Annotated in this window: 25 protein-coding genes; 15 read left to right on the top strand and 10 right to left on the bottom strand. The window is 69.5% G+C overall.

Annotation, left to right across the window (positions count from 1 at the left end):
• Window positions 1–170: 170 nt before the first annotated feature.
• From OUA97_RS18155 to gpmA, 4 genes are all read right to left on the bottom strand, one after another.
• Complete coding sequence (locus OUA97_RS18155; protein WP_267233443.1) at window positions 171–938, bottom strand: crotonase/enoyl-CoA hydratase family protein; 768 nt, start codon at window positions 936–938, stop codon at window positions 171–173.
• Window positions 939–1,000: 62 nt separating this feature from the next.
• Complete coding sequence (locus OUA97_RS18150) at window positions 1,001–2,260, bottom strand: pentapeptide repeat-containing protein (protein WP_267233442.1); 1,260 nt, start codon at window positions 2,258–2,260, stop codon at window positions 1,001–1,003.
• An 80-nt stretch (window positions 2,261–2,340) separates the two neighbouring features.
• Window positions 2,341–2,784, bottom strand: coding sequence for a bifunctional diaminohydroxyphosphoribosylaminopyrimidine deaminase/5-amino-6-(5-phosphoribosylamino)uracil reductase RibD (locus OUA97_RS18145; protein ID WP_267233441.1), 444 nt, complete (start codon window positions 2,782–2,784; stop codon window positions 2,341–2,343).
• A complete protein-coding gene (gene gpmA, locus OUA97_RS18140; protein WP_267233439.1) occupies window positions 2,781–3,494 on the bottom strand; it encodes a 2,3-diphosphoglycerate-dependent phosphoglycerate mutase in 714 nt (237 codons plus the stop codon). The genes OUA97_RS18145 and gpmA overlap by 4 nt, the downstream gene beginning before the upstream one ends.
• A gap of 102 nt (window positions 3,495–3,596) precedes the next feature.
• Between gpmA and OUA97_RS18135 the strand changes: the two genes are divergently transcribed.
• The 4 genes from OUA97_RS18135 to OUA97_RS18120 all read left to right on the top strand — a co-directional run bounded on the left by OUA97_RS18135 (window position 3,597) and on the right by OUA97_RS18120 (window position 7,842).
• A complete protein-coding gene (locus tag OUA97_RS18135; protein ID WP_267233438.1) occupies window positions 3,597–3,842 on the top strand; it encodes a hypothetical protein in 246 nt (81 codons plus the stop codon).
• A 14-nt stretch (window positions 3,843–3,856) separates the two neighbouring features.
• On the top strand, window positions 3,857–4,819 hold the full coding sequence (locus OUA97_RS18130; RefSeq protein WP_267233445.1) for a KpsF/GutQ family sugar-phosphate isomerase: 963 nt from the start codon (window positions 3,857–3,859) through the stop codon (window positions 4,817–4,819).
• A 96-nt stretch (window positions 4,820–4,915) separates the two neighbouring features.
• Window positions 4,916–6,415: a phosphomannomutase/phosphoglucomutase gene (locus tag OUA97_RS18125; RefSeq protein ID WP_267233437.1), complete on the top strand. Its 1,500-nt coding sequence runs from the start codon at window positions 4,916–4,918 to the stop codon at window positions 6,413–6,415.
• A gap of 122 nt (window positions 6,416–6,537) precedes the next feature.
• Window positions 6,538–7,842 (top strand): UDP-glucose dehydrogenase family protein, encoded by a 1,305-nt coding sequence (locus OUA97_RS18120; protein WP_267233436.1) that lies wholly within the window; start codon window positions 6,538–6,540, stop codon window positions 7,840–7,842.
• Between the two features lie 57 nt (window positions 7,843–7,899).
• Here OUA97_RS18120 and OUA97_RS18115 read toward each other — a convergent pair whose 3' ends face one another.
• The gene (locus tag OUA97_RS18115) at window positions 7,900–8,055 is read right to left on the bottom strand and encodes a hypothetical protein (RefSeq protein ID WP_267233435.1); all 156 of its coding nucleotides are present in this window, start codon (window positions 8,053–8,055) and stop codon (window positions 7,900–7,902) included.
• Window positions 8,056–8,315: 260 nt separating this feature from the next.
• On the opposite strand from OUA97_RS18115, the gene OUA97_RS18110 reads away from it, so the two are divergent.
• The 3 genes from OUA97_RS18110 to OUA97_RS18100 are packed head-to-tail and all read left to right on the top strand — an operon-like array spanning window position 8,316 to window position 10,931.
• Complete coding sequence (locus OUA97_RS18110; RefSeq protein WP_267233434.1) at window positions 8,316–8,993, top strand: DUF969 domain-containing protein; 678 nt, start codon at window positions 8,316–8,318, stop codon at window positions 8,991–8,993.
• A complete protein-coding gene (locus tag OUA97_RS18105; protein ID WP_267233433.1) occupies window positions 8,990–9,940 on the top strand; it encodes a DUF979 domain-containing protein in 951 nt (316 codons plus the stop codon). The genes OUA97_RS18110 and OUA97_RS18105 overlap by 4 nt, the downstream gene beginning before the upstream one ends.
• Before the next feature lie 19 nt (window positions 9,941–9,959).
• The gene (locus tag OUA97_RS18100) at window positions 9,960–10,931 is read left to right on the top strand and encodes a DUF2891 domain-containing protein (protein ID WP_267233432.1); all 972 of its coding nucleotides are present in this window, start codon (window positions 9,960–9,962) and stop codon (window positions 10,929–10,931) included.
• Between the two features lie 129 nt (window positions 10,932–11,060).
• Here OUA97_RS18100 and OUA97_RS18095 read toward each other — a convergent pair whose 3' ends face one another.
• Together OUA97_RS18095 and glmM are read right to left on the bottom strand one after the other, a co-directional pair.
• Window positions 11,061–12,074, bottom strand: a complete 1,014-nt coding sequence (locus OUA97_RS18095; protein ID WP_267233431.1) for an adenosine deaminase — start codon at window positions 12,072–12,074, stop codon at window positions 11,061–11,063.
• Window positions 12,074–13,426: a phosphoglucosamine mutase gene (gene glmM / locus OUA97_RS18090; RefSeq protein WP_267233430.1), complete on the bottom strand. Its 1,353-nt coding sequence runs from the start codon at window positions 13,424–13,426 to the stop codon at window positions 12,074–12,076. The genes OUA97_RS18095 and glmM overlap by 1 nt, the downstream gene beginning before the upstream one ends.
• Window positions 13,427–13,537: 111 nt before the next feature.
• On the opposite strand from glmM, the gene glmS reads away from it, so the two are divergent.
• The 4 genes from glmS (at window position 13,538) to OUA97_RS18070 (ending at window position 17,694) form a co-directional block, all read left to right on the top strand.
• The gene (glmS, locus tag OUA97_RS18085) at window positions 13,538–15,355 is read left to right on the top strand and encodes a glutamine--fructose-6-phosphate transaminase (isomerizing) (RefSeq protein ID WP_267233429.1); all 1,818 of its coding nucleotides are present in this window, start codon (window positions 13,538–13,540) and stop codon (window positions 15,353–15,355) included.
• Window positions 15,356–15,363: 8 nt separating this feature from the next.
• A complete protein-coding gene (locus OUA97_RS18080; RefSeq protein WP_267233428.1) occupies window positions 15,364–15,648 on the top strand; it encodes a hypothetical protein in 285 nt (94 codons plus the stop codon).
• Window positions 15,649–15,945: 297 nt separating this feature from the next.
• Window positions 15,946–16,815, top strand: a complete 870-nt coding sequence (locus OUA97_RS18075) for a UTP--glucose-1-phosphate uridylyltransferase (protein WP_267233427.1) — start codon at window positions 15,946–15,948, stop codon at window positions 16,813–16,815.
• A gap of 12 nt (window positions 16,816–16,827) precedes the next feature.
• Window positions 16,828–17,694, top strand: a complete 867-nt coding sequence (locus OUA97_RS18070; RefSeq protein WP_267233426.1) for an SDR family oxidoreductase — start codon at window positions 16,828–16,830, stop codon at window positions 17,692–17,694.
• 101 nt (window positions 17,695–17,795) lie between these two features.
• Here the strand turns inward: OUA97_RS18070 and chrA are convergent, their stop codons facing one another.
• Window positions 17,796–19,154 carry a chromate efflux transporter gene (chrA, locus tag OUA97_RS18065; RefSeq protein WP_267233425.1) on the bottom strand — a complete coding sequence of 453 codons (1,359 nt, stop codon included), beginning with the start codon at window positions 19,152–19,154 and terminating at the stop codon, window positions 17,796–17,798.
• On the bottom strand, window positions 19,138–19,884 hold the full coding sequence (locus OUA97_RS18060; protein WP_267233424.1) for an alpha/beta fold hydrolase: 747 nt from the start codon (window positions 19,882–19,884) through the stop codon (window positions 19,138–19,140). Before OUA97_RS18060 ends, chrA begins: the two co-directional genes overlap by 17 nt.
• Window positions 19,885–19,968: 84 nt before the next feature.
• Here OUA97_RS18060 and OUA97_RS18055 point away from each other — a divergent pair, with 84 nt between their 5' ends.
• The 3 genes from OUA97_RS18055 to infC all read left to right on the top strand — a co-directional run bounded on the left by OUA97_RS18055 (window position 19,969) and on the right by infC (window position 22,757).
• On the top strand, window positions 19,969–21,147 hold the full coding sequence (locus OUA97_RS18055; protein ID WP_267233423.1) for a glycosyltransferase family 4 protein: 1,179 nt from the start codon (window positions 19,969–19,971) through the stop codon (window positions 21,145–21,147).
• On the top strand, window positions 21,147–22,121 hold the full coding sequence (locus OUA97_RS18050; protein WP_267233422.1) for a glycosyltransferase family 9 protein: 975 nt from the start codon (window positions 21,147–21,149) through the stop codon (window positions 22,119–22,121). The genes OUA97_RS18055 and OUA97_RS18050 overlap by 1 nt, the downstream gene beginning before the upstream one ends.
• 114 nt (window positions 22,122–22,235) lie before the next feature.
• Window positions 22,236–22,757: a translation initiation factor IF-3 gene (infC, locus tag OUA97_RS18045; RefSeq protein ID WP_267233421.1), complete on the top strand. Its 522-nt coding sequence runs from the start codon at window positions 22,236–22,238 to the stop codon at window positions 22,755–22,757.
• Between the two features lie 65 nt (window positions 22,758–22,822).
• On the opposite strand, the gene OUA97_RS18040 is transcribed toward infC, so the two are convergent.
• Window positions 22,823–23,428: a TetR/AcrR family transcriptional regulator gene (locus tag OUA97_RS18040; RefSeq protein ID WP_267233420.1), complete on the bottom strand. Its 606-nt coding sequence runs from the start codon at window positions 23,426–23,428 to the stop codon at window positions 22,823–22,825.
• A 94-nt stretch (window positions 23,429–23,522) separates the two neighbouring features.
• Here OUA97_RS18040 and OUA97_RS18035 point away from each other — a divergent pair, with 94 nt between their 5' ends.
• On the top strand, window positions 23,523–24,479 hold the full coding sequence (locus OUA97_RS18035; protein ID WP_267233419.1) for an acetyl-CoA carboxylase carboxyltransferase subunit alpha: 957 nt from the start codon (window positions 23,523–23,525) through the stop codon (window positions 24,477–24,479).
• Window positions 24,480–24,627 lie beyond the last annotated feature (148 nt).

Genomic DNA, 24,627 nt, shown 5'->3' with positions numbered 1-24,627 from the left:
AGCGCCGGCTGCCGCCGCCCCGCCCGCCTGGGCCGTGCTTGTGCGCCCCCGGGGCGCCCCCCCCCCCCCCCCCCCCCCCCCCCCGGCCCCCCCCCCCCCCCCCCCCCCCCCCCACTCCCCTCCCAGACTTTGCAGGGCGGCTCCGCAAGGCGCCGCCCTTTCTTTTGGCCTCAGAACGCGCCGTGCCGTCCCTGGCCGGAAGTGAAGCGGGTCGCGCCGTCGCGCGCCTCGCCGCTGGCCAGGGTGGCGCGGCCCAGCTCGACCTCGAAGCGGGTGGCGCTGTCCCAGTCCATCGACCATTGGGCGATCGCCGAGGCCCGGTCGTTGCGCAGGCAGGTCTGCGGGAAGGCTCCGATCTGCGCGGCCAGCTCCAGCGCCGCCTCGAGCGCTCCGCCGCTGGGGGCCAAGCGGTTGGCGAGCCCGATCTCGAACGCCTCGCGCGCGCCGACCGGACGCCCGGTCAGGATCAGGTCCATGGCGCGCGAGTGGCCGATCAGCCGCGGCAGCCGCACGGTGCCCAGATCGATCAGCGGCACGCCGAACCGGCGGCAGAACACCCCGAACACAGCGTCCTCGGCGGCGACGCGCAGGTCGCACCAGGCCGCGACCTCAAGCCCCCCGGCGACGGCGTGGCCTTCGACGGCGGCGATGACCGGCTTGGAAAGGGCCAGGCGCGTACAGCCCATCGGCCCCAGGTCTCCGTCGCGGTGGACCGGATTGCCGCGCCCTTCGCTGACGCCCTTGAGATCGGCGCCGGCGCAGAAGGCCCCGCCGCGGCCCTGCAGCACCGCGACATCCAGCGCCTCGTCGGCGTCGAAGGCCTTGAAGGCGTCGTAGAGCGCCTGGGCGGTGGCGCCGTCGACGGCGTTACGGCGCTCGGGCCGCTCGATGGTGACGACCGCTGTGCGGCCGCGGACTTCAACACTGACGGTTTGCATGCGGCGCTCTCCCTGGCTGAAGCCGAGGATAGCCTCTTGCCCGGGCGTCAGCCCAAGCCGCGTCAGATCACGTCTTCGAGCCCGCGCGCGCCCCACTTCTGGGCGTTTGTCAGATTGGCGTTGCGCACCATGGCGCTGGTGAAGTTCGCCCGGCTGAGGTCGGCGTCGACGAAGATCGCGTGGCGGCAGTCGGCGCGCGCCAGGTCGGCGTTCTTCAACGTCGCCCCGGTCAGGTTGCTCGGCAAGGTGCGGTCCGCCCCCAGCAGCAGCGGGCCCATCTGGGCGTCGCGCAGGTCGGCGCCCGACAGCTTGGCCCCGATCAGGCGCGCGCCGCGCAGGTCGGCGCGCCGCAGGTTGCAGTTGCGCAGGTCCGCGCCGTCGAGCTGCGCGCCCTGCAACTGCACGCCCTCCATGTCGAGGCCATAGAACACCGCGCCCTTTGCCGACAGGGCGGTCAGGTTGAAGCCGCGGATGGTCTCCAGCGCCCGCAAGTCGGCGTTGTCGAAGACGCTGGGCGTGCCTTCGGCGCCGCCGGTCTCGCACCACTTGGCGTGGTCTCGGATCATCGTCTTGTAGGGCAGGTCCTGCACCGACTTGCCGACCGGATCGTCGGTCAGCACGCCGCGCATATCGGCTTGGCTGACGTTCCAGGCGAAGGTCTTGGCGCCGACCAGGATGACGTCACGCAGGTCCGCCCCGGCCAGGTCCGCTCCCGACAGGTCCGCGCCGGCCATATTGGCCCCGGACATGTTCGCCTGCTTCAGGTTGGCCCGGACCAGCTTGGCGTCCTTGAGGATCGCGTCGCTGAAGTCGGCCTTGATCGCCATCACGCCCGACAGCCGCGAGCGTTCGAGGTTGGCCCCAGCCAGGATCGCGCCCGACGCTTCGCCGACCCGGTTGATGTGTTCGAGCACGCGCAGGCCCTTGTCGCGGTCGCCGACGGCGATCGAGCCTTCGCGCAGGTCGGCCTCGAACATGTCGGCGCCGGTCAGGTTGGCGTTGCGCAGGCACGCGCCGCGCAAGTCGGCCCGGCGCAGCGAGGCGTCGGTCAGGTTGGCGTTCTGCAGGTCGGCGCCGAACAGGTTGGCGTGGTCCAGCCGGACGCCCTGCATCTGGCAGTCGGCGAGCACGGCGCCGGTCAGGTCGGCGTCACAGAGGTTCTTGCCGCGCAGGTCGAGCCCCGAGAGATCCTTCCAGGCGAACACGGCGCGGGCGCCGCCCGGCTTCGAGGTCCAAAGGCGGTCGTGCTTGGCGCAGACGGCGTCGAGCTCATGCTGATCGAGCCTGCGCAACTCCTGGGCTGGAGCGCTCTGGGCGGACATCGGAAACCCCACTGACTTTCAGGGTCCGATCCTAGGCCCGCGTAATTAACACGCTCTTTCCGCAGGTTAGGCTGCGGTGGTTAATTGCGGGGCGGCCGGTAGGTTTCATAGAGGCCCGCGGCCTCGTCGGCGAGCACGCCCAGGCGCACCGGGACGCCGGCCGCCGTCAGCCGCTCAGCCCCCTGTCCGGAGGCGTACGGCGAGGCGTCTTCGCAGGCGATCACCACCTCGGCGACGCCGGCCGCGACCAGCCGCTGCGAGCAGGACGCCGCGCCCGACGAGCGCGCGCCGCACGGCTCAAGCGTCACGTAGGCGACCGCGCCCCGCGCGTTTTCACCCGCCTTTTCAATAGCCTGCTCCTCGGCATGAGGGCGACCACCGGCGGCGGTGACCCCTTCGCCGACGACGACGCCGTTCTTGACCAGCACGCAGCCGACGCTGGGATTGTCCCCGGTCTGGCCGACATGCGTCCGCGCCAGGGCGATGGCGCGGCGCATGTGCGCAAGGTCGGCGCCCGAGGTCATGCGACCGGCGGCAGGGCCGTGGCCCGGGCCTCGTCGAGGTAGCGCGCCGAGGTCGGCTTAAGGTTAGCGTCGAGCTCGATCAGCAGCGGGTTTCCGGTCGGGATTTCAACGCCGATGATGGCCTCGTCCGACAGGCCGAACAGCAGCTTCACAATCGCGCGTAGAGAATTGCCATGCGCCGCAACCAGCAGGGTCTCACCCGCCTTCAAGTGCGGGGCGATCTCGGCGTCCCAGTACGGCTGCACGCGGTCGAGGGTGGTCTTCAGACTCTCGGTGTCGGGCAGCGTCGCGCCGGCATAGCGGCGGTCCTTGGAGAAATCGAACTCGCCGCCCGGCGCCAGCGGCGGCGGCGGCACGTCGTACGACCGGCGCCACACCTTGACCTGGTCATCGCCGTGCTTGGCGGCGGTCTCGGTCTTGTTGAGGCCGGTCAGCCCGCCGTAGTGGCGCTCGTTCAGACGCCAGTCCTTGGTCTCGGGCACGAACACCTGACCGGCGGCGGTGAGGGCCAGCCATAGGGTGCGGATGGCGCGGGTCAGCACCGAGGTGTGAGCCCGGTCGATCTGCAGCCCGGCCGCCTTGATCAGCTCGCCGCCCTTCCTGGCCTGGGCCTCGCCCTCGGCGGTCAGGTCGACGTCCACCCAACCGGTGAAGCGGTCTTCGAGGTTCCATTGGCTCTGGCCGTGGCGAAGAAGGATCAAGGTGGGCAAGGCGCGGCGCTCCGTCTGCAGGTTGCCAGCGGGCTAAGGCCCGGCGCCCCCAGCGTCAAGGTCCGCTGGCCGATGAGGACGGCGCTGTCTATATGAGCACCCATGTCCGATCGCCTGTTCTATCCGCTCGCCGCGATCCTGGCGCTCGCCCTTGTGGCGCTGGCCGCCGTCTGGCCCCAGGGCCTGGGCGCCCGCTCGCCCGGACCGTTCGGCCACACGCCCGTGCAGCAGACCGCCCAGGCCAAGGCCGCCATGCAGCGCGAGACGCAAGCCTCCGAGCAGCGGATCAAGGCCGCGCGCGAGGCGGTCGCCGACATCCAAGCCCAGAAGCTCAGCCCCACGAAATGACGGACGCCGCCCAGATGACCAAGTTCGACGCCGTCGCCGTGGGTCGGCGTGTGCTGACCGCCGAGGCCGACGCCCTGCGCCTGCAGGCCGACACCCTGGGGGAGGCCTTCGAGAAAGCCGTCGACCTGCTGTTCGCCGCCAAGGGCCGGGTGATCTGCACCGGCATCGGCAAATCGGGGCATGTGGCCAAGAAGATCGCCGCGACCTTCGCCTCGACCGGGGCTCCGGCCTTCTTCGTGCACGCCAACGAGGCCAGCCACGGCGACCTGGGCATGATCGCCGAGGGTGACGTCATCCTGGCGCTGTCGAAGTCCGGCCAGAACCAGGAACTGGCCGACGTCATCGCCTACTCCCGGCGCTTCCATATCCCGCTGATCGCGCTGACCGCCTTCGCCGACAGCCCGCTGGGCCAGGCGGCCGACGTGGCGCTGCTGCTGGCCGACGCCACCGAGGTGACCTCCGAGGTCAAGGCGCCGACCACCTCCACCACCCTGCAGATCGCCATCGGCGACGCGTTGGCGGTGTCGCTGCTGGAGCGGCGCGGATTCAGCGCCAAGGACTTCAAGATCTTCCACCCGGGCGGCAAGCTGGGCGCCATGCTGCGCACAGTCGGCGACCTGATGCACGGCAAGGACGAGCTGCCGCTGGTCGGCGAGGCAACGCCGATGTCCGAGGCGCTGCTGGTGATGACCGAAAAGGCGTTCGGGATCGTCGGGGTGACCGATGCCAGCGGCGCGCTGAAGGGCGTGATCACCGACGGCGACCTTCGCCGCCATCTCGACGGCCTGCTGACCCATACCGCCGGCGAGGTGATGACTGCGGGCCCCAAGAAGACCGCGCCGCCGCAGATGCTGGCCGCCGAGGCCCTGGCGCTGATGAGCGACCCGCTGCCGATGGTCACAGTGCTGTTCGTGGTCGAGGACGGGCGGCCGGTCGGCATCCTGCGGGTGCACGATCTGGTTCGCGCCGGGGTCTGACGGATCGTTACGAAACGTCCGTCGAAGGTTCGCGTTCGCATGGTCTTAAGGTCTGCGGGCCTTTAAGAGCCACGAGACAGAGATAACGGAGTTACGATGCTGCCCGTCCCGCGCGCCGATCTCACGCCCAATACGTTCGAATACGAAGTCACCCCGCTGGTGAAGGCGACGGGCTTCCGCGAATACGACGCGCGCTGGCTGTTCGGGCCCGAGATCAACCTTCTGGGGATCGAGGCGCTGGGACTGGGTCTCGGGACCTACATCCAGGAACTCGGCCAGACGAAGATCGTCGTCGGCCACGACTACCGATCCTATTCGCTGTCGATCAAACAGGCGCTGACCGTCGGGCTGGTGGCCGCCGGCTGCGAGGTGGTCGACATCGGCCTGGCGCTATCGCCGACCGCCTATTTCGCCCAGTTCGCGCTCGACGCGCCCTGCGTGGCGATGGTCACCGCCAGCCACAACGAGAACGGCTGGACCGGCGTGAAGATGGGCGCCCAGCGGCCCCTGACCTTCGGCCCGGTCGAGATGGGCCGCCTGAAGGAGATCGTGCTGGGCGGCGAGGGCAAGACCCGTCCCGGCGGCTCGCTGACCCACGTGCAGGGCTTCGCCCAGACCTTCATCGACGACGTCTCCCAGCGCGCGCAGATCAAGCGGCCGCTGAAGGTGGTCTGCGCCTGCGGCAACGGCACGGCCGGGGCCTTCGCGCCGCAGGCCCTGCGCAACATGGGCGTCGAAGTCATCGAAATGGACTGCGATCTCGACTGGACCTTCCCGCGCTACAACCCCAATCCGGAAGACCACGAGATGCTCAAGGAGATGGCCAAGGCCGTCAAAGAGCATGGCGCGGACCTGGCGCTGGGCTTCGATGGCGACGGCGACCGCTGTGGGGTGGTCGACGACACCGGCGAGGAGATCTTCGCCGACAAGATCGGCCTGATGCTGGCGCGCGACCTCTCGGCCCTGCACAAGGACGCGACCTTCGTGGTCGACGTGAAGTCCACCGGCCTGTTCGCCACCGATCCGGTGCTGAAGGCCAATGGCGCGACCACCGTCTACTGGAAGACCGGCCACAGCTACATCAAGCGCAAGACCGCCGAGATCGGCGCCCTGGCCGGGTTCGAGAAGAGCGGCCACTTCTTCTTCAATCCGCCGCTGGGCAACGGCTACGACTGCGGCCTGACCGCAGCGGCCGCGATCCTGTCGATGCTGGACCGCAACCCCGGCAAGACGCTCTCGCAGCTGAAAGCCGCCCTGCCGGTGGCGTTCACCTCGCTGACCATGTCGCCGCACTGCGCCGACGAGGAAAAGTACGGCGTCGTCGACGACGTGGTCGCGGAGTACGAAGCCCTGGCCGCCTCGGGCGGCACGATCCTCGGCCGCAAGATCGTCGAGGTGATCACCGTCAACGGCGTGCGCGTGGCGCTGGAGGACGGCTCCTGGGTGCTGGTGCGGGCCTCGTCCAACAAGCCCGAGATCGTCGTGGTGGTGGAAAGCACGCAGTCCGATGACGACATGCGCGCGCTCTTCCGCCAGGAAGTAAAGCCGCGACTGGCCAGACGTCCGCAGGTCGGCGCCTACAATCAGGAAGTCTAGCGCCGCTGGCGCGCAGCTTGCTTACTCAAAACACCATTGTTCCGTTCTGGATCGACGTGCGATTGCGGGGGCGCTCGCAGCGTGGTGAAAAACGGGGCGGGAACGGATCTCAAGGATAACCCATGCACGTCACGATGATCGGCACCGGCTATGTGGGCCTGGTGAGCGGGGCCTGTTTCGCCGACTTCGGTCACACGGTGACCTGTATCGACAAGGACGCCAGCAAGATCGAGCGCCTGCGCGCCGGCGGCATTCCGATCTATGAGCCGGGGCTCGACGTCCTGGTGGCCAAGAACGTGCAGGCCGGCCGCCTGTTCTTCGACACCGACGCGACCGAGGCGGTTAAGAAGGCCGACGCGGTGTTCATCGCCGTGGGCACGCCCACCCGCCGCGGCGACGGCCATGCCGACATGTCCTACGTCCACGCCGCCGCCGAGGAGATCGCCGGCCTGCTGGACGGCTTCACCGTCATCGTCACCAAGTCGACCGTGCCGGTCGGCACCGGCGACGAGATCGAACGCATCGTGAAGGCCAAGCGGCCCGACGCCCAGTTCGCGGTGGTCTCGAACCCTGAGTTCCTACGCGAAGGCGCGGCGATCGAGGACTTCAAGCGCCCCGACCGCGTGGTCGTCGGCATGGAGGACGAGCGCGCCCGCCCCGTGATGACCGAGCTCTACCGCCCGCTGTTCCTGAACGAGACGCCGATCCTGTTCACCGGCCGGCGCACCAGCGAGCTGATCAAGTACGCGGCCAACGCCTTCCTCGCCATGAAGATCACCTTCATCAACGAGATGGCCGATCTCTGCGAGGCGGTGGGCGCCGACGTCCAGCAGGTCGCTCGCGGCATCGGCCTCGACAAGCGGATCGGCAGCAAATTCCTGCACGCCGGCCCCGGCTACGGCGGCTCCTGCTTCCCGAAGGACACCCTGGCCCTGGTGCGCACCGCCGCCGCCGCCGGCGCGCCGACCCGGCTGATCGAGACCACCGTCGAGATCAACGACGCGCGCAAGAAGGCCATGGCGACGAAGGTCGCAGACACCATGGACGGCGACCTCACCGGCAAGACCGTCGGCGTGCTCGGCCTGACCTTCAAGCCCAACACCGACGACATGCGCGATGCGCCGAGCCTGGACATCATCCCGGCCCTGCAAGCCATGGGCGCCAAGGTCCAGGCCTATGATCCGGAAGGCGCGCACGAGGCCAAGCACATGCTGCCCGGCGTCGAGTTCAAGTCGGATTCCTACGAGGCGGCGGCCGGCGCCGACGCCCTGGTGATCATCACCGAATGGGATCAGTTCCGCGCGCTCGACCTCGACCGCGTGAAAGAGGTCATGAAGACCCCGGCGCTGATCGACCTGCGCAACATCTATCGCCCGGACGACGTGCGCGGCCGCGGCATCAAATACGCCTCGATCGGCCGCGCCTAGGGGGCCCGGTCCCGATACAATGAAGGCGGCGCTCGCAGGGGCGCCGCCTTTTTCGCGTCAGCCGGCCAACAGGTGGATCAGGGTGTTGCCGATCCAAAGAGCGCCGGCCCAGAAGGCGATGGCGAGCATTCCGACAAAGGCGAGGCAGGCGATCGAGGTGAGGCCCCGAGCAGCTCCCCGCGATGCGCCTCCAAAGGCGACGGGTCGTGGCATGTTTCGCTCCCAGACTTTTCTTTGATCCCTGCCGGTCGAGCGGCGGGGACGGGAGAAGGCTGACACGGATTAACCGATCTGCAAAGTCCCGTGCGACTTTGCGACGAATAGGCGCAAGAACAGAGGCCGCCGGCTCGTCGATCTTCACTGTGGATAACTCGACCGACCGAGGATCTTCCTGCGATTACGCAACGCGCCGGGCGAGCTAGAGTTCAGGTTCTCGGCGCTGTTGGTCGCGCCTGCCAGGGAGCCCGAACGCATTGCTTCCGCTGATCGGCATCGCCGTCGTCGTGGTCGGGTTCATGGCCCGGCTCAATCCGCTGCTGGTGGTCACGCTCGCAGCGCTGGTCACGGGGCTCGCCGGCGGCATGGGGCCGGTCGAGGTCATCGAGACCTTCGGCAGGGCCTTCAAGGAAAACCGTTACGTTTCCGTGGTATGGGTGGTTCTTCCGGTCATCGGCCTGCTGGAGCGGGCCGGCTTGCAGGAGCGCGCCAAGAGCCTGATCGGCCAGGTCCGCGCGGCCACGGTCGGACGCCTGCTGCTGCTCTATTTCATCCTGCGCCAGGCGACCGCGGCACTGGGCCTGACCTCGCTGGGCGGCCACGCGCAGATGGTGCGCCCGCTGATCGCGCCGATGGCCGAGGCCGCCGCCGAGACCCACCACGGCCCGCTCGCCGACGATATCCGCCAGACCATCCGCGCCCACGCCGCGGCCGCCGACAATGTCGCGCTGTTCTTCGGCGAGGACATCTTCATCGCCATCGCCTCCATCCTGCTGATCAAGGGCTTCCTCGAGCAGAACGGAATCATCGTCGAGCCCTTGGAGCTCTCGGTCTGGGCGATCCCGACGGCGATCGTGGCGCTGCTGGTGCACGGGACGCGGCTGATGCTGCTCGACCGGCGGCTGGCCCGGGCCCTGGCGCAGGGGCGGCCATGATCGGGCTGGAGGTCCTCTATGTCGTCGGCGGCGCGTTCTTCGCCGCCGTCGCCGTGCTCAGCGCCCGCGACGCCAGCAACCCCAAGCGCTGGAAGAACACGGCGTTCTGGGGCCTGTTCGCAATCAGCTTCCTGTTCGGCTCGCACCTGCCCGACCTCGCCAATGGACTGGTGGTCATCGCCATGGTCGCGGTCGCCGGGTTCGGCGGCCTGGGCCGCGGCGAGCCGGCGACCACCGGCCCGGCCGAGCGGGCCGAGAGCGCCGCGCGGCTGGGCAATCGCCTGTTCCTGCCGGCCCTCGCGATCCCCGCCACGGCCCTGGCCGGGACCTTCCTCTTCAAGCGACCGGAACTGGCCGGGCTGGTCGATCCCAAGCAGGCGACCCTGGTCTCGCTGATCCTCGGGGTGTTCGTCGCCCTGGCCGTCGCCATGCCGATGCTGCGCGCGCGGCCTGCAGCCCCTTTGCAGGAAGGCCGCCGGCTGCTCGACACGGTCGGTTGGGCCGCGGTGCTGCCGCAGATGCTGGCGGCGCTGGGCGCGGTGTTCGCCGCCGCCGGGGTCGGGGCGGTGATCGGCCAGCTGGCCGGCCAGTGGCTGCCCGACGGAAGCCGGCTGGCGGCGGTGGCGGCCTATACCTTCGGCATGGCGATCTTCACGATGGTCATGGGCAACGCCTTCGCGGCGTTCCCGGTGATGACCGCAGGCATCGGACTTCCCCTTATCGTTCAAAGGTTTGGCGGAGACCCGGCGATCATGGGCGCGATCGGGATGCTCTCGGGCTTCTGCGGGACGCTGATGACGCCGATGGCCGCCAACTTCAACATCGTCCCGGCGGCGCTGCTGGAGCTCAAGGACCGCAACGGCGTGATCCGCGCCCAGGTCCCGACCGCCCTCACCCTCCTGCTGGCCAACACGGCGCTGATGTATGCCCTCGTCTTCCGTTTCTGAGCTGAATCAAGAGCTTGCCATGAAGTTCGCGCAGTTGGCGCTGGGCCATGTGCGCAGGCCCTACCCGTTCAAGCTCGACCAGGTGTTGGCCGGAGACGAGGACGTGCTCCCGCCGCGGATGCTGCACCCGATCTTCCACGGCAGCTTCGACTGGCACTCGTGCGTACACGGCTACTGGCTGCTGGCGCGGCTCTACCGGCGCCTGCCGATAGAACCTGCCGCAAGCGAAATCGTCAGCCTGTTCAATGAGATGCTGACCCCTGAAAAGGTCGCCGGCGAGCTCGCCTACCTGCAGCGGCCGACCAGCGCCGGGTTCGAGCGGCCCTATGGCTGGGCCTGGCTGCTGATGCTGAGCGCCGAATTGGAGCGTATCGAGGGCCGGCCCTGGGCCGAAAATCTGCGGCCGCTGGCCCACGCCTTCGCCGACCGCTTCAAGGCCTTCCTGCCTAAGGCGACCTACCCGATCCGCACGGGAACCCATTACAGCACAGCGTTTGCGCTCGCCCTGGCGCACGAATACGCGGGCGAGGTCGGCGACCACGACCTGACCCGACTGATTGAGACCACGGCCCGCGGCTGGTACCTCGGCGACGCCGGGGCCAACGCCTGGGAGCCCAGCGGCGACGACTTCCTGTCGCCGACCCTGATGGAGGCCGAATGCCTGCGACGGGTGCTGCCATCGGCAGATTTTCGGGTGTGGTTCTCCAGGTTCCTGCCGGACGCTGCCGAGCGTCGTCCCGCGAGCCTGTTCACCCCCGCCACGGTCAGCGACCGCAGCGACGGCAAGATCGCCCATCTGGACGGTTTGAACCTCAGCCGGGCGTGGTGCTGGCGCGCGATCGCCCGGTCGCTGGCCCCGAGCGACCCAGTCCGGGACGTGGCGCTGGCCGCCGCCGACGAGCACCTGGCCGCCGGGCTGGCGCACGTGGCCGGGGACTATATGGGCGAGCACTGGCTGGCGACCTTCGCGCTGCTGGCGTTGGAGGCGTAGCTTCAGGTGTCATCCCCGAAGCCGCGCAGCGGCTGTCCGGGATCCATTTGCGCGGCGCCAGCGGCGTTGGCCAGACCGAGCCGCTGGGTCCCGGTCTTGCCTCGCAAACCAGGATGACACTCGCGAGTGCTAGTTCGCCGCCACGTAGGCGTCGATGTCGGCGAGGTGGCGGGCGATTTCGTCGGGGGCGAGGAAGGAGCCGGTGAAGCTGTTCTTCGCCAGCACGATCAGCTCATCGCGCGAGAGGTCGAGGGCCTCTGCGGTCTCGATCCAGTTCTGGCCGAGATAGCCGCCGAAATAGGCCGGGTCGTCGGAATTGACCGTCGCGCGCAGGCCGAGGCGCAGCATCCGCTTGAGCGGATGGGCGGTCAGGTCGCCGACCACGCAGAGCTTGAGGTTCGACAGCGGGCACACGGTCAGGGTCATGCCCTCGCGGACCAGCCGCTCGGTAAGGGCGTCGTCCTCCAGGGCGCGGTTGCCGTGGTCGATGCGGTCGACCTCCAGCAGGTCGAGGGCCTCGTAGACATAGTCGGGCGGCCCCTCCTCGCCGGCGTGGGCGACGACCTTGAGGCCGAGCTTGCGGGCGGCGGCGAAGACCCTGGCGAACTTGGCCGGCGGATGGCCGACCTCTGAGGAATCCAGCCCGACCCCGGCGATGCGGTCGAGCCACGGCTTCGCCTGTTCCAGGGTCGCAAAGGCCGCTTCTTCGGAGAGGTGGCGCAGGAAGCAGAGGATCAGCTTGGAGGTGACGCCGAGGGTCTGCTCGGCCTCGTCAATGCCCGACAGCAGCCCCTCGATCACCACCGCGAACGGCACGCCGCGGTCGGTGTGGGTCTGGGGATCGAAGAAGATCTCGGCGTGGCGCGCGCCGTCGGCGGCGATGCGGCGGAAATAGGCCATGGCCAGGTCGTGGAAGTCGGCCGTCGTCAGCAGCACCTGGGCGCCCTGGTAGTAGATGTCCAGGAAGTCCTGCAGGTTCGAGAAGGCGTAGGCGGCCCTCACCTCCTCGACGCTGGCGAAGGGCAGCTGCACGCCGTTGCGACGGGCGAACTCGAACATCTGCTCGGGCTCGAGGCTGCCCTCGATGTGCAGGTGCAGCTCGGCCTTGGGCAGGCCGCGGACGAAGGCGGCCAGATCGCCCATCAAGCCGCCGCCTTCTTCACCGCCCCGACGATGTCCTTGACCACCTCGTGGACCAGCTTTTCGTCGTCGCCCTCGGCCATGACGCGGATCAGCGGCTCGGTGCCCGAAGCGCGGACCACGATGCGGCCGGACCCGTTCAGGCGCTGCTCGGCGTCGGCGATGACGCCCTTGACGTGCTCGGTCTCCAGCGGCTTGCCACCGGCGAAGCGGACATTCTCCAGGATCTGCGGCACCGGCTCGAACTGGCGGGCCAGCTCGCTCATCGGCTTGTTCGAATCCTTGAGCACGGCGAGCACCTGCAGCGCAGCCAGCAGCCCGTCGCCGGTGGTCGAGAAGTCGGACATGATCATGTGCCCGGACTGCTCGCCGCCGAGATTGAAGCCGCCCTCGCGCATCCGGGCCATGACGTAGCGGTCGCCGACCTTGGTGCGTTCGAGCTTGAGATTGCGGGCGGCCAGGAAGCGTTCGAGGCCGAGGTTCGACATCACCGTGGCGACCACGCCGCCGCCGTTCAGGCGATCGCGCCCCGCCCAGTAGTCGGCGATCAGGGCCATGATCTGATCGCCGTCGACCACGTGGCCCTTTTCGTCGCAGATGATCAGCCGGTCGGCGTCGCCGTCGAGGGCCACGCCGATGTCGGCGCGGAACTCCTTGACCGCGCGGGCCACGGCTTCCGGATGGGTCGAGCCGCAATCCTCGTTGATGTTGGTGCCGTCGGGGCTGACCCCGATCTTGATGACCTCGGCGCCCAGTTCGTACAGCACCACCGGGGCGACCTTGTAGGCCGCGCCGTTGGCGCAATCGATGACGATGCGCAGGCCCGACAGCGACAGCCGCCGCGGGAAGGTCGCCTTGGCGATCTCGACATAGCGGGCCTGGCTGTCGTCGACGCGGGCGACGCGGCCGAGCTCGGTCGGCGGGGCGAGGCCCACGTGCAGGTCCTGGCCCATGAGGGCTTCGATCTCGAGCTCGCGGTCGTCGGAGAGCTTGTAGCCGTCCGGGCCGAACAGCTTGATGCCGTTGTCGGTGTAGGGATTGTGCGAGGCCGAGATCATCACCCCGAGGTCGGCGCGCAAGGATCGGGTCATCATCGCCACCCCTGGGGTCGGCATCGGCCCCAGCAGGCGCACGTCCATGCCGACGCTGGCGAAGCCGGCGACCAGGGCTGGTTCGACCATGTAGCCCGACAGCCGGGTGTCCTTGCCGATCACCACCAGGTGGCGGCGCTCGTCCTGGGATTTGAACAGCTTGGCGGCGGCCAGACCGACGCGCAGGGCGACTTCGGCGGTCATCGGATGGCTGTTGGCCTGACCGCGGATACCGTCGGTGCCGAAATAGGCGCGTTTGGACATTCGTGTTCCCGAAACGATGCGAAACTCAGATTTAGTCGACGCCGCGTTTGCGAATGCTAAAGGCGACGCAGGATTATCACGCTTTCGAGCGGCGAAAGGAACCAGGACGGCATGTGCGGCATCATCGGCATCGTCGGCAACATTCAGGTCCAGGACCGGTTGCTCGACAGCCTCAAGCGCCTGGAATACCGCGGCTATGACAGCGCCGGCATCGCCGGCGTGGTCGGCGGCAAGGTCGAGCGCCGCCGCGCCAAGGGCAAGATCCGGGCGCTGGAAGACGTGCTCGTCGGCGATCCGCTGAACGCCAGCGTCGGCATCGGCCATACTCGCTGGGCGACCCACGGCGCGCCGTCGGAGCGCAACGCCCACCCGCACACCGCCGGCAAGGTGACCCTGGTCCACAACGGCATCATCGAGAACTTCGCCGAACTGCGCCACGAGCTGGAAGCGGCCGGCCGCACGTTCGAGAGCGACACCGACACCGAGGTCATCGCCCAACTGCTGGATTCCGAGCTGGCCACCGGCTTGGAGCCGCTGGCGGCGCTGAAGGCCACGCTCGACCGGCTGACCGGCGCCTACGCCATCGGGGTGCTGATCGAGGGCGAGGACAACCTGGTGATGGGCGCGCGCCGCGGCAGCCCGCTGGTGGTCGGCTATGGCGACGGCGAGATGTTCATCGGCTCCGACGCCCTGGCGGTCGGCCCGTTCACCAACAAGATCGCCTATCTGGACGAGGGCGATTACGTCGCCATCGACCACAAGAGCGCGCGCATCTTCGACGAGACCGGCCGGCCGGTGGAGCGCAAGACGCAGGTGGTCTCGGCGTCCGCCGCCCTGGTCGAGAAGGGCAACTACCGCCACTTCATGGAAAAAGAGATCCATGACCAGCCGGACGCCGTGCAGCGCACGCTGTCGGCCTATATCGACCCGGTGTCGGGCACGGCGACCGCGCCCGACGGCGTCGATTTCGCCAAGATCGACCGTCTGCAGATCGTCGCCTGCGGCACCGCCTATTACGCCGGCCTGATCAGCCGCTATCTGTTCGAGCGCCTGGCGCGGCTGCCGGTCGACATCGACGTCGCCTCGGAGTTCCGCTACCGCGAGCCGCCGGTGACCCCGGGCACGCTGGCGGTGATGGTCTCGCAGTCGGGCGAGACCGCCGACACCTTGGCCTCGCTGCGCTGGTGCAAGAGCCAGGGCCTGAAGACCGCCGCGGTGGTCAACGTCCACGAATCCACCATGGCGCGGGAAGCCGACGTGCTGTTCCCGACCCATGCCGGGCCCGAGATCGGCGTCGCCTCGACCAAGGCCTTCACCGCCCAGGTCACCGCCTTGGCGGCGTTGGCGGTCGCAGCGGCCGCGGCGCGCGGCCACATCGACGCGGCGGAGGAAGCGCGGCTGTCGAAACTGCTGCTGGAAGCCCCTCGCCTGATCGCCGAATCCATCAAGGTCGAAGAGGCGATCCGCGCCCTGGCGCCGGAACTGGCCAAGGCCCGGGACGTGCTCTATTTCGGCCGCGGGGCGATGTCGGCCCTGGCCCTGGAAGGGGCCCTGAAGCTCAAGGAAATCAGCTATATCCACGCCGAGGGCTACGCCGCCGGCGAGTTGAAGCACGGACCGATCGCACTGATCGACGAGGCCACGCCGGTCATTGTCATCGCCCCGAGCGACGGCCTCTTCGAAAAGACCATGTCGAACATGAGCGAGGTGATGGCCCGGGGCGGCCCGATCCTGCTGATCACCGACGCCGAGGGCGCGGCGCGCGCGCCCAAGGGCGTCAAGGTCATCGTGGCCCCGACCTGCGATCCGTTGATCGCGCCGTTGGTCTTCTCCGCGCCCATCCAGCTGCTGGCCTATTACGTGGCCGTCCAGAAGGGCGCGGATGTCGACCAGCCGCGCAACCTGGCCAAGTCGGTGACCGTCGAGTAGCGGCCTACTTGGCCGGCGGAGTCGCCGGCGGGACTTCGGTCGCCGGCGGCGGGGTCGCCGCCATCGAACCGGTGGCCGGCGGCGTCGCGCTCATGGAATCGGCCGGCGGCGTGGTCGCCATCGAGCCGGTCGCCGGCGGCGTGGCGGTCATGGCGTCAGCCGGCGGAGTCGCGGCCATGGTGTCGGCTGGCGGAGTCACGGCCGTATCGGCGGCCGGGGTCGCCTCCTCCGCCTTCTTGCCGCAGGCGGCCAAGGTCAAGGCCATCGCCGAAGCCGCGATGAGCCCGGTGTAGGTGCGAAGTTTCATGGATTGCCCTTCATTTCGAACTGCCAGTGCGCCTCGTGAACCGTTCACGGCCTCGTGAGTTCCGGCCCGCCGATCACGAAACACCTTTGAAACAGCGCCCTTCAACTCAGCTTGAGCTGACGCGCCGACTCACAAACCTTAGCTTTCAGGCAACTCTATCGGTTGAAAAGCTCTTCCATCGTGCGATGCCCGAGCTTAGCCGAAACCTGATGTCCACATTCGGCTCGCATGTTGCGGCCTCGCCAATCGAGCATCCCGTACGGGGGAATGCGGGAGAGCTTGGATGACCAAACGTGTGCGCAAGGCCGTGCTGCCGGTGGCTGGACTGGGAACCCGGGTCCTGCCCGTGGCGCGCGCCACGCCGAAAAACCTGCTGAACGTCTTCGACCGCCCGATCCTGTCCTATGTGATCGAGGAGGCGCGGGCCGCCGGCATCGAGCACTTCGTGTTCATCACCAGCCGCGGCCAGGGCGCGATCGAGGACTATTTCGACGGCAACCCGGAGATCGAGGGCGCGCTGGAGGCCAAGGGCAAGACCGACGTCCTGGCCGAGGTGCGGCGGGACATCCTGCCGCCCGGCTCGATGAGCTTCATCCGCCAGATGGCGCCGCTGGGCCTGGGACACGCGGTCTGGTGCGCCCGCGACATCATCGGCGACGAGCCGTTCGCGGTGATCCTGCCCGATATGCTGATGGCCGCGCAGACCCCGGCCCTGGCCCAGGCGGTCGCCGCCTACGAGCAGGTCGGCGGCAACATCGTGGTGGTCGAGCCGGTGCCCGACAGCGAGACCCACAAGTACGGCATCGTCGCCCTGGACCAGCGCGAGGGCCGGCTGAACCGGATGACCGCCATGGTCGAGAAGCCCAAGCAGGGAACTGCGCCGTCGAACCTGATCATCTCCGGCCGCTACATCCTGCAGCCCGAAATCTTCCCGTTGCTGGAACGCCAGGGCAAGGGGGCGGGCGGCGAGATCCAGCTGACCGACTCCATGCTCGAGCTGATGAAGGGCCAGGACTTCCACGCCCTGGAATACGACGGGACCACCTTTGACTGCGGCGACAAGATCGGCCTGCTGCGGGCCAATGTCGCCTTCGCCCTGCAGCGCCCCGAGTTCGCCGACGCCGCGCGCCAGGCGATCGGAGACCTGCTCTAGGAGACGACGAGCGTGCGACTGCTGGTCTACGGCTACGGCTTCGTCGGACGCGCCCTGGCGCGGCGGATGGCGGCCGCCGGCTGGGACGTGGCGGCCACCTGGCGCGACCCGTCCGCCGCCAAGGCGATGCGCGCCGAGGGCGTCGAGCCCCTGCCCGCGGAGGACAAGCAGGCGATCGCCGAGCGGCTGGCCGACGTGCAGGCGGTGCTGGTGACGCCGCCGCCGGGGCCGGAAGGCTGCCCGGCGCTGCAGGTGCTGGTTCCGGCCCTGGCCAAGGCCGGGGCGTTTCCCGACTGGATCGGCTATATCTCGACCACCGGCGTCTATGGCGACCGGCGCGGCGGCTGGGCGTTCGAAGACAGCCGCCTGGCCGCGCAATCCCCGGAGGGCGCGCGGCGGGTGGCGGCCGAGCGCGACTGGCTGGAGGTCGGCCGCGGCATGGGTCTGACCGTCACCGTCCACCGGCTGCCCGGAATCTACGGCCCCGGCCGCTCGGCCTTCGACCGGCTGCGCGAGGGGCGGGCCAAGCGCTACGACGCGCCGGGGCATGTGGTCGGCCGGGTGCATGTCGACGACGTGGCGGCGGGGCTGGAAGCCTCGATCGCGCGGCCGCGGGCCGGCGGGATCTACAACCTGGTCGACGACGAGCCGGCGGCCAACAGCGCGGTGATCGCCCATGCGGCGCGCCTGCTGGGATTGCCCGAGCCGCCGCTGACGCCGCTGGACATCGACGCGCTGCCGGTCAAGGCGCAGCGGTTCTACCGCGAGAACCGCCGTGTCTCGAACGCCCGGGCCAAGGCCGAGCTGGGCTGGCGGCCGGCCTATCCGACCTATCGCGAGGGGCTGGCGGCGATTTTGGCGGGCGAGCGCCAGACCTAGATGCTCCGCCATGTCCGCGGGCGCCCCGGTCTTCGGCCTGACGGCCGAAACCGGGATGACATCGACGCAGATGCGATCACCCCGCCCAGGAAGGGAGGAATTTAGATCTGCGCCAGCGCCAGGCCGCCGAGGGCGCAGGCGATCAGGGTCGGGGTCAGGCCGGCCTTGAAGCGCAGCATGGCGAGCGTGGCCGCCGCGGCCAGCAGGGCCGGGCGCCAGTCGAAGCTGGCCAGGACCGGGACGTCGGGGCCCCAGCCGCCGAGCCGCACGACCTGGCCGAACAGCAGGTGCAGGCCGAACCAGAGGGCCAGGTTGGCGATCACCCCGACCACCGCGGCGGTGATCGCAGCGAGCGCGGCGGCCACGGCGCGGTGGCCGCGCAGCGCCTCGACATAGGGCGCGCCAAGGAAGATCCACAGGAAGCACGGGGCGAAGGTCACCCAGGTGGTCAGCAGCGCCCCGAGGGTTCCGGCCGCCAGCGGGTCGAGGCCGCCGGCCTGGCGGTAGGCGGCCAGGAAGCCGACGAACTGCAGCACGAGGATCAGCGGGCCGGGCGTGGTCTCGGCCAGGCCGAGGCCGTCGGCCATCTCGCCGGGCTTGAGCCAGCCGAAGGCCTCGACAGCGGCCTGGGCGACGTAGGAGAGCACCGCATAGGCGCCGCCGAAGGTGACCACGCCCATGGTCGAGAAGAACCCGGCCAGCCGGGTCCAGACGCTGGCCTCGCCGGTCAGCAGGAACAGCACGGCGACGGGGGCGAGCCAGACCGGCAGCCAGACCGCCAGCACCCGCAGGGCACGGCCGCGCGACGGCGCCAGGTGGCCGCCCCGCCCCGCCGCCAGCGCCGCGTCGACCAGGTCGGGGACGTCCGGCGCGTCCTGGCCGCCGGCCGGCGGCGCCATCCGCGAGGGCGCGAACCAGCCGAACAGGCCGGCGGCCAGGATGACCAGCGGGAACGGGACGCGCAGGGCGTAGAGCGCCAGGAAGGCGGCGAGCGCGCTCAGCACCGCGGCGCGGGTCTTCAGCGCCCGGCGGCCGACCCGCAGCACCGCCTCGACCACGATGGCGAGCACCGCCGACTTCACGCCCAGGAACAGGGCCGCGGCCAGCGGCGTGGAGCCGAGCAGCACATAGGCGATGCTGAGGGCCAGCATGACCAGGGCGCCGGGGATCACGAACAGCAGCCCGGCCAGCAGTCCGCCGGCGGTGCGGTGCATGAGCCAGCCGATATAGGTGGCCAGCTGCTGGGCCTCGGGCCCCGGCAACAGCATGCAGTAGTTGAGGGCGTGCAGGAAACGCCGCTCGCCGATCCAGCCGCGCTCCTCGACCAGCACCTTGTGCATCAGGGCGATCTGGCCGGCCGGGCCGCCGAAGCTGAGCAGCCCGATGCGGGCCCAGACGCGCGCCGCCTCCCAGAAGCTCGGGATCTGGGGCGAGGTCATGCGGCTAGGCGCAGAGCTCATCGAGAGCGGCGGTCAGGCGGGCGAGATCCTGGGGTCGGGACAGGCGATGGTCGCCGTCCTTGATCAGGGTGAAGACGACGTTCTCGCCACGGATCGCCTGGGCCAACTCCAGCGCGTGGCGCCAGGGCACGTCCGGGTCGGCGCCGCCCTGCAGGATGCGCACCGGCGCGTCGATGTTGACCGGCCCCGGCAGGATCGACCAGCGGGCCCCGTCCTCCAGCAGCTCGCGGGTGATCGGATAGGGCTCGCCGTACTCGGACGGGCGCAGCCAGACGCCGGTGGCGGCCATCTGGGCGCGGTCGGCGGGGGTCATCTCCGGGGCCATCAGCTTTTCGGTGAAGTCGGGGGCCGGGGCGATCAGCACCATGGCCGCCACCCGCTCGGGCGCGGCGCCGGCGACCAGGCAGGAGATCCAGCCGCCCATCGACGAGCCGACCAGCACGGCCGGCCCCTCGACCAGCGTCTCCAGCACCGCCAGGGCGTCGTCACGCCAGCGGGTGATCGTGCCCTGGGCGAAGTCGCCCTGCGACTCGCCATGGCCGAAATAGTCGAAGCGGACATAGGCCCGGCCGTGGCCTTGCGCCCAGTCGGCCAGCGCCTGGGCCTTGGTTCCGGCCATGTCCGAGCGGAAACCGCCCAGCCAGACCACCGTCGGGCCGTCGCCGGCCACCGCCCGCCAGGCCAGTTTCGCCCCATCGGGCCGTTCCAGAAATCCGCTCGTCTCACCCATGGACAGGTCATAACGCGCGTATGTGACATCGTTAAGCGCGCGCAGAGGGTTTACCAAACCGAGGCTTGCGCTATGCAGAACCCCGTGACGCTTCCCCCAGACTTCACTCTCCTGCAGGTCGTGCCGGAACTCGAGACCGGCGGGGCCGAACAGACCACCATCGATGTGGCCAACGCGGTCGTGCGCGCCGGCGGCAAGGCGCTGGTCGCGACCCGCGGCGGGCGCATGGCCGCGCGGCTGGAGGCCGACGGCGGGCGGCTGGCCCAGATGCCGGTGCAGACCAAGAACCCGCTGGTGATGCTGGGCAACGCCGCGCGGCTGGTCGACCTGATCCGCAAGGAAAAGGTGTCGATCGTCCACGCCCGCAGCCGCGCCCCGGCGTTCTCGGCGCTGTGGGCGGCGCAGGCGACCCGGACCCCGTTCGTGGCGACCTATCACGGCGTCTACGGGGCCAAGAACAGCGTCAAGCGCTGGTACAACGCGGTGATGACCCGCGGCGATCTGGTGATCGCCAATTCCGACTACACCCGCGACCACGTGCTGGCCGAGCACAAGCTCGATCCCGACAAGATCGTCTCGATCCCGCGCGGCATCGACCTGGAGCGCTTCAACCCCAGCTGGGTGACGCCCGAGCGGGTGCAGGCGCTGCGCGAAGCCTGGGGTGTGGAGGCCCGCGACCGGCGGGTGAAGCTGCTGCTCGCCGGGCGGCTGACCCGCATCAAGGGCCACCTGCTGATCATCGAGGCCGCGCGGCGGATGCGCGAGAACGGGGTCGAGGACTTCCTGATCCTGTTCGCCGGCGACGACCAGGGCCGCACCGGCTATCGCGAGGAGGTCGAGGCGGCGATCGTCGCGGCGGGCCTGTCGGAACATGTGCGACTGGTCGGCCATTGCGACGACATGCCGGCCGCCTACCAGATCTGCGACATCGCCATGCTGCCCACCACCAAGCCCGAATCGTTCGGCCGCACCGCGGTCGAGCCGCAGGTGATGGGCAAGCCGGTGCTGGCCTCCGACCATGGCGGCACCACCGAGACCGTGCTGAACGGCGAGACCGGCTGGCTGGTCAAGGTCGACGATCCCGACGCCTGGGCCGCGGCCATGGGCAAGGCGATCGAGATAGGCGGCCCGCGGCTGGCGGCCATGGGCCAGGCCGCGGCGAACCGCGCGCGGCGGCTCTATTCGGTCGACGCCATGTGCGAGGCGACGCTGGACGCCTACGCCCGCGTGCTGGCGGCCCGCAATTCGGGGTTCCAGGGCTGATGTCGCGCGAGATCAAGAAGATCCTGGTCATCAAGCTGTCGGCCCTGGGCGACTTCGTGCTCGCGCTGGCGGCGATGAAGAAGATCCGCCAGGTCCACAAGCGGGCGCACATCACCCTGCTGACCACCCCGCCGTTCGAGAGCCTTGCCAAGGCCTGCCCATACTTCAACGCGGTCGAGACCGACGGGCGGCCCGAGGGGCTGGGCGAATGGCTGGCGCTGCGCAAGCGGATCAAGGCGGCCAAGTACGACCGCGTCTACGACCTGCAGACCTCGGCCCAGTCGGCGCGGATTTTCCACATGCTGGCGCCGTTCCCGCCGGAATGGTCGGGCATCGCGGCCGGCTGCTCGCTGCCGCACAAGAACCCCAACCGCAACCGGATGCACACGCTGGAGCGCCACGCCGACCAGCTGAAGTACGCCGGCATCTGGCCCGACGCCCCGACCGAACCCGGCAGCGCGCCGGGGCCGGACCTGTCGTGGGTGCTGCCCAAGCCGAGCCAGACGCGGCCGGTGCCGGGCGGGGTGAAGCCCAAGCCCTACGCCCTGTTCGTGCCCGGCGGCTCGGCCCACCGGCTGGACAAGCGCTGGAGCGCCGAACGCTACGGTCAGCTGGGCAAGATCCTGGCCGAGCGCGGCTACGACATCGTCATCATCGGCGGCCCGCAGGAAAGCGCCCTGGCCCGGCAGATCCAGCGCGAGGTCGGCCATGTCCGCGATCTGACCGGACGCACCGACTTCGCCAAGGTCGCCATGCTGGGCGCCAAGGCCGCGCTGGTGGTCGGCAACGACACCGGCCCGCTGCACCTGGCCGCGGCGACCGGCGCTCCGACCGTGGTGCTGTTCTCCAGCGCCTCGGACCCGGAACTGGCCGCCCCGCGCGGCCATGTGACGGTGCTGCGCTCGGGCAGCCTGAGCGATCTTTCTGTGGCCGAGGTCCTACAGGCGGCGAACGCATTGCTGCCTCAAGCCTAGCACCGCTTGATTGGGGGCATGGCCTTCGTCATATATGGCTGCCCGACCGGAGCCTCGCGCTGCCGGCCGTACGTGTTTCAACAGCTCTAGGAGCGAAAGCCTATTCGCCGTCCGATGCAGGCGCCGCCCGTCAAAGACGGACCGCGCATCAATGATGAGATCCGCGTCCCCAAGGTTCTGCTTATCGACCAGCACGGCGAGAAGCAGGGCGTGATGCCGACGTCGGCCGCCATGGAGGCCGCTGAAGAAGCCGGCCTCGACCTGGTCGAGATCGTGCCGAACGCGGATCCGCCGGTCTGCAAGATCCTGGACTATGGCAAGTTCAAGTTCCAGGAGCAGAAGAAGAAGAACGAAGCGCGCAAGCGCCAGAAGGTCGTCGAGCTCAAGGAGATCAAACTCCGTCCGAACATCGACATTCACGACTACGAAGTGAAGACCAAGGCGATGCACCGGTTCTTCGACGAAGGCGACAAGGTGAAGGTCACCCTGCGCTTCCGGGGCCGCGAACTGGCGCACCCGGAGCTCGGCATGAAGCTGCTGCAGAAGGTCAAGGCCGACTTCGACGAAGTGGCCAAGGTCGAGTACGAGCCGCGCATGGAAGGCCGCCAGATGATCATGATCCTGGCGCCGCGCTAGGCTTAAGCTCATCGACTGAACGACGAACGGCCGCCCTCCGGGGCGGCCGTTTTCGTTTGAGGCCGCTAGCCGCCCCGCTTCGCGACCGAATAGCCCAGATAGGCGCGGCCCAGGCGCACCAGCTCGTCCTCGAACTCCTGGCTCTCGAGAAAGTCGGCGCCTTCGAGCACGGCCGCCCGCATCGCGCCCTGCACCGCCCGGCCGAGCACGAAGGCCTGCACCTTCGTCAGCGGACGGCCCTCGGCGTCGTGCATGCCGTGCTCCACGGCCGCGAACTGCGCCGCCAGCTCGCCGTGGTCGGCGTGGGCCAGCATCGCCGAGACGGCGATCCGCCGCGCCTTCGTGCGGCCGGCGAAGGCCTGGACGAAGGCTCGGATGATCGCCCGGTCGCGCGCCACGCCTGGACTGCCGCCGTCCAGCACCGCCATCACCGCGCTTCGGTGCGCCTCGGTCTCGCGCTGCGCCAGGGCCCGCAGGATCGAGGCCTTGTCGGGGAAGTAGCGATAGAGCGTGCCGATGCTGACCCCGGCCCGCTCGGCCACGGCGTTGGTGTTGAATCCGGCCTCGCCGGTCACCTCCAAAAGCTGAGCGGCGGCCTCGAGCACGACGTCGACCGAGTGCTTCGCCCGCGGCTGTCGCGGCGTTTTGCGAGTGTTTTCAACGCCGCTCATCCGAGCCCCCCGCGCTCATCGCCGACATGGAAAGTCGAGTAACAGAGGCTGGCCGGCGCCCCTACCCTTCGCCTCGGCAAATCATGAGGCGCACTTGAACAGTCTAGAGTTCGAACGGCCGATCACCGAGCTCGAAGCCAAGATCGCCGATCTGGCCAAGCTCGCCGAGACGCTGGGGTCGGGGGCCCTGGAGGCCGAGCTGGAGGCGATGAAGGCCCGGGCCGACGAGCTGCGCCGGAACACCTACCGCAGCCTCGACGCCTGGCAGAAAACCCAGGTGGCCCGCCACCCAGGGCGTCCGCACTGCGTCGACTACCTGTCCGGGCTGATCGAGGAGTTCGTCGAACTGCGCGGCGACCGCAGCTTCGGCGACGACCAGACGATCATCGGCGGGCTGGGCCGCTTCCGCGGGCGGCCGGTGGTGGCGATCGGCATCGAGAAGGGCCACGACACCGCGACCCGGCTGAAGCACAATTTCGGGGCCGCCCGCCCGGAGGGGTACCGCAAGGCGGTCCGGCTGATGGACCTGGCCGAGCGCTTCAACCTGCCGGTCGTCAGCTTTGCTGACACCGCCGGCGCCTATCCCGGCGCGGCCTCGGAAGAACGCGGCGTGGCGCAGGCCATCGCCCGCTCCATAGAGCGGGGACTGTCGCTGGGCGTCGCCAATGTCGCGGTGATCACCGGCGAGGGCGGGTCAGGCGGGGCGCTGGCCCTGGCGGCGGCCAACAAGGTGCTGATGCTCGAGCACTCGGTCTATGCGGTGATCAGCCCGGAAGGCGCCAACTCGATCCTCTGGCGCGGGGCCCGCACCCCCGGCGAGGCGGCGAGCGCGATGATGATCACCGCGCAGGATCTGTTGCGATTGAACATCGTCGACCGGGTGGTGGGCGAGCCGCCGGGCGGCGCCCACGCCGACAAGGAAGCGACGGTCAGGTCGGTGGGCGATGCGCTGGCGGAAGAACTCGACGCCCTGGAGGGTTTCGACCCGGAGGCCCTGCGCGCGCAGCGGAGGGCGCGGTTCTACGCCATCGGCCGGCGCGGCCTGGACTAGGCTGCACATGGCCAGGCGCGCGCCGCCGGCGCGCTGAGCGCGACCATTCGCCTCCCTCAAGTCTCCATGATCCGGCGAGCCTGAGCGCCATACTGCGGCCTAGGAGCCGCACCCGCGGACGACAACGACCAAGCGCCGAGGTCGGGCT

Source organism: Phenylobacterium sp. 58.2.17 (assembly GCF_026411515.1).
Classification (GTDB): domain Bacteria; phylum Pseudomonadota; class Alphaproteobacteria; order Caulobacterales; family Caulobacteraceae; genus Phenylobacterium.
Note: the sequence above shows the minus strand (reverse complement) of the source record. Positions and strands in the feature narration are given on the sequence as shown.